Annotated in this window: 4 protein-coding genes; 2 read left to right on the top strand and 2 right to left on the bottom strand. The window is 34.0% G+C overall.

The features are described 5' to 3' along the window. The first annotated feature begins 167 nt into the window (after positions 1–167). Positions 168–926, top strand: coding sequence for an SDR family NAD(P)-dependent oxidoreductase (locus tag CN288_RS25540; protein WP_026591512.1), 759 nt, complete (start codon positions 168–170; stop codon positions 924–926). Between the two features lie 425 nt (positions 927–1351). On the opposite strand, the gene CN288_RS25535 is transcribed toward CN288_RS25540, so the two are convergent. Continuing rightward, positions 1352–2383, bottom strand: a complete 1032-nt coding sequence (locus CN288_RS25535) for a DUF4179 domain-containing protein (RefSeq protein ID WP_098303394.1) — start codon at positions 2381–2383, stop codon at positions 1352–1354. Then, on the bottom strand, positions 2376–2906 hold the full coding sequence (locus CN288_RS25530; RefSeq protein ID WP_026591510.1) for a sigma-70 family RNA polymerase sigma factor: 531 nt from the start codon (positions 2904–2906) through the stop codon (positions 2376–2378). The genes CN288_RS25535 and CN288_RS25530 overlap by 8 nt, the downstream gene beginning before the upstream one ends. A 428-nt stretch (positions 2907–3334) precedes the next feature. Between CN288_RS25530 and CN288_RS25525 the strand changes: the two genes are divergently transcribed. Next, positions 3335–3935 (top strand): MBL fold metallo-hydrolase (locus tag CN288_RS25525; RefSeq protein WP_441296572.1); only part of this gene is annotated, 601 nt, incomplete at its 3' end.

Here is a 3935-nt window from a genome sequence, read left to right as displayed (position 1 = left end):
TGACGGGGATATGACCAATTTAACTCTCTTTTTTATTATGTCGCATTTCAAATCATAAGGGACATATTATGTTTGGATTTAAAATGAACTTTGACCGTACCCATAAGATATGTCTATTAATTACGTTAGTAGCTTACATGGCCAATTAATATAAGGAGGAATGAAACATGGAATTAACAAATAAAGTTGCTGTTATTACTGGAGCAGGAAGTGGAATTGGACGGGCTAGCAGTATTAAATTGGCAAATAATGGTGCGAAAGTAGTTTTGGTTGATTTCAATAAAAAAACAGGGGAAGAAACTTTAAATCTGGTTAAACAACAAGGTGGAGAAGGAATTTTCATTCAAGCAGATGTATCGAAGAGTGTGGATGTACAAAACTATGTAAATACAGCTATTGAAGAGTATGGACGTATTGATATATTTTTTAACAATGCGGGTATTATTCAACAGTTCGCTCCTTTCACCACGGTTGAAGAATCAGAATTTGATCGTATTATGTCCGTCAATGTGAAGGGGATATTCCTTGGAATGAAATATGTATTGAAAGTTATGGATGAGCAAGGATCCGGCTCCATTATAAATACTGCTTCTACTGCAGGAATTCGTGCAGAACATAGCGTAGCTGTATACTCTGCAAGTAAGCATGCGGTTATAGGTTTAACAAAGGGTGCTGCATTAGAATATACCAAAAAAGGAATACGGATTAATGCACTTTGCCCAGGGGGTGTACAGACACCTTTAACAGCTAGTGTTGCTGATCAGTTTAAAAAATCTGGTTATGTCCCAGAAGAGATACCAAATATGAGAATGGGCCGTTATGCTGCTCCGGAAGAACTTGCGGAAATGGTCGCTTATTTAGCATCAGAAAAAGCTAGTTATATGACTGGCTCAATTGTTGTTGTCGATGGCGGCTTAACCTTATAAATACCTGTTTATTGAAGGAGCTAGAGACAGTATATATAAATTAATGTTCAGTATAAAGAGGATCTTTGGTCAAATGAAGATCCTCACTTTGTAAATATGAAATGTCTTATCAGTTGAATTAGTTGTAACAAAATACTGTATCAGAAGAACAACGGTTAAAAAAAGAATTCATGAAGTCTATAGCACCCATCTATTTTTGATTAATTGATAGAGGGCATTTTCTTGTCTTTGTACAAAAATCCATTACAAACATATGGAAGTGTTTACTTACTTTGCATTAGTTTGCATAATCTTTATTATCGGGATTCAATGTATTTAGAAGACTATTAAAAATCCTCCAGATTGTTTAACTGGGGGACTTTCGTGTTCACATAACTTCACTTATTTGCAGTCAATAGACATAGAAACATAGCAAAATCCTTCAATTATTGTAGCAAAACAGTCATTTTTAAATCTTCAGCACCTCCATTTTTTAATGTATCATTTGAACCACTAAGATACGTAGGTTCAATTGTTAAGGATTTTGGAGGATTATCCATTGGTGGAAGAGCTAAAACAATATGGTGTCCGTAAAGTCCCGTGCTACCAACTTGCAAGCTGCCTCCTTCGTAGATTTTTCCTTTATCATCAGTCACAGTATAATCAAACGCTGGCCAACTGTCGTTAATTTCCATTTCTTTTGGGTAATCAAAGGTCAAATCAATCCTCGTTGAAAGTGAAGAAAACGTCACTTGGTCTACTGTTAATGCATACAGATTATCTTTCGTTAATGTTTTTATATTAGGAGTGAATTTACGAATCTCACCTTCAACTTTTGCAAGAGGAAATGCTACGTTCCATGTTCCTGTTTTTCCAAATAAATCTTTCCCATGGACAGCAACATCAATTTTATCACCAAATTCACCGTAATTAGCCAGAGTGAATTCATGCTGCTCAATAATAGTGTTTCGTCCTGTTGACTTCTGTGAAGTAGAACCAATTGCAGGTCTGACTTCTTCTTTCCCATTAATGGTTACATAACTAAATCCAGCTTTCTCTTCATTGCTATTGGAAGCAATATTTTCTCCTTTGTATTCCACCGTAACAACTAAACGTCCACCATCGTAAACAGCTTCTTTTACATTCATCGTTAAACCACTATGGTTATCTTGTCTCTCAATTGATGCAGCAAGCTCGTCCTTTTCAATTTTATCAGAAGCAATATCATTAAATTGTGCATAAATAGGGCCTATAACTGGAACACTCGATAATGTCTTTGCCATAGCAGGAGAAATGAATCCAAAACCTAAAAGCGAAACACATATTCCACAAGCAACAAGACTAGAATACTTGATTGTTTTTTTTCTACGGTATTGATTTTTCTTAGCTTGAAGCATGGCTGTTTTTTCTCTTTGAATTAACCGATCTTCTGGTATAGGAATATCATTGATATGGTGATTAAATTCTTCTTTATTCATAACTATATCCCTCCTTTAAAATGGGGCGTAAGGACTGCTTTGCTCGATGTAATTGAGATTTTACCGTTCCTTCTGGAGAATTAAGAACCTCAGCAATTTCTTTAATAGATAAATCGTGATAATACCTTAATAAAATAATAGTTTTGTAAGTAGGATCTAAGAAATTAAATGCCTCAGTTAAATCCAATGATTGTTCTAATTTATTCATGCTCTCTTCTGTACATAAATTGGCGAATATTTCATCATTTGCAACGAATTGTCTAGAGGATTTTCTTACAAAATCAATGGATTTAAAAACAAGAATTTTGGTAATCCAACTTTGAAATTTCTCCGGTTTTTTTAATTTTCTCAATGAAAGATATGCTTCATAAATTGTTTCTTGGTATATATCCAATGCATCTTGTTCATTTCTTACATACGAATAAGCTGTTCGATATAATTTTTGGCGAACAAAAGTAATAAGTTGTTCAAATGCTTGATCATTTCCTCTTTTTGCTTGTTTTACTAGATAGGCTATGTCCATTTTTATTTCTTCCTCCCTTTACTAATATAGTCGAATGAGAGAATAAAAAGGTTGCAAAAATAAGTGGATATATAAAAATCTCCTACAGCTTATTGCAATGATTAATATCCAGCATTAAAAACACCAGAAATCCAGATAGAAATAAGAGCCAAATATACAGCTTGTTCATACCCAATTTAAAGTAAAGAAGATCTCCCAAAACGAAAAAATGAGCTGATTTCTCAAACTGACTAACTGGGGAAAATTTTTTTCATTTAGGGGGTACATCAAGCTAAGATAAATCTGTATTCTTATAACGAAAAAAACGTTATTCTTTTTGTAGAAATACAGAGAAAGGATGATGTTGAGATTGAAGGTAATATTATTTCAGTAATTCTACATACTAAAGAGCATAATGGAAAAAGGAGTTTGCTCTTATGGATGAAAAATTGAATCAAGAATTGAAAAGTAATTTAGATGAAACAATTTTACCTTTAACTTCTCTTGGCAATGGAGAGAGCATCGAAGTTGCATCCAATATCTATTGTTTATGTATAAAAATTGTTAATGTATGTTTTGTTGGTGATTCTACAGAGCCAAACGAATGGGTTCTAATTGATACGGGAATGCCAAAATCGATGAATCTAATCATAGATTTTGCAGAAGAAAAATTTGGCAAACATAGTAAACCAAAAGCAATTATATTAACTCATGGTCATTTTGATCATGTTGGTTCTGTAATTGAATTAGTAAAAAAATGGGATGTTCCAGTTTATGCACACAAGTTAGAAATCCCCTATTTAAATGGTGGAAAAGACTATCCAGATCCAGATGGATCTGTGGAAGGTGGATTTGTAGCGAAAATTTCTCCTTTTTTTCCAAATAAGGGCATAAATTTAGGTAACTATATACATGAGTTGCCTGCGGATGGTAGTGTACCCCATATGCCTGGATGGAGCTGGATACATACTCCAGGACATACTCCAGGACATATATCTCTATTTCGAAATACGGACGATTTTTTAATCGCTGGAGATGCTTTTGTTACCG

It is taken from the genome of Bacillus sp. AFS023182, assembly GCF_002560575.1.
Lineage (GTDB): Bacteria > Bacillota > Bacilli > Bacillales > Bacillaceae_G > Bacillus_A > Bacillus_A arachidis.
The sequence above is the reverse complement of the archived record's forward strand: the minus strand, read 5'-3'. Positions and strand labels throughout refer to the sequence as shown.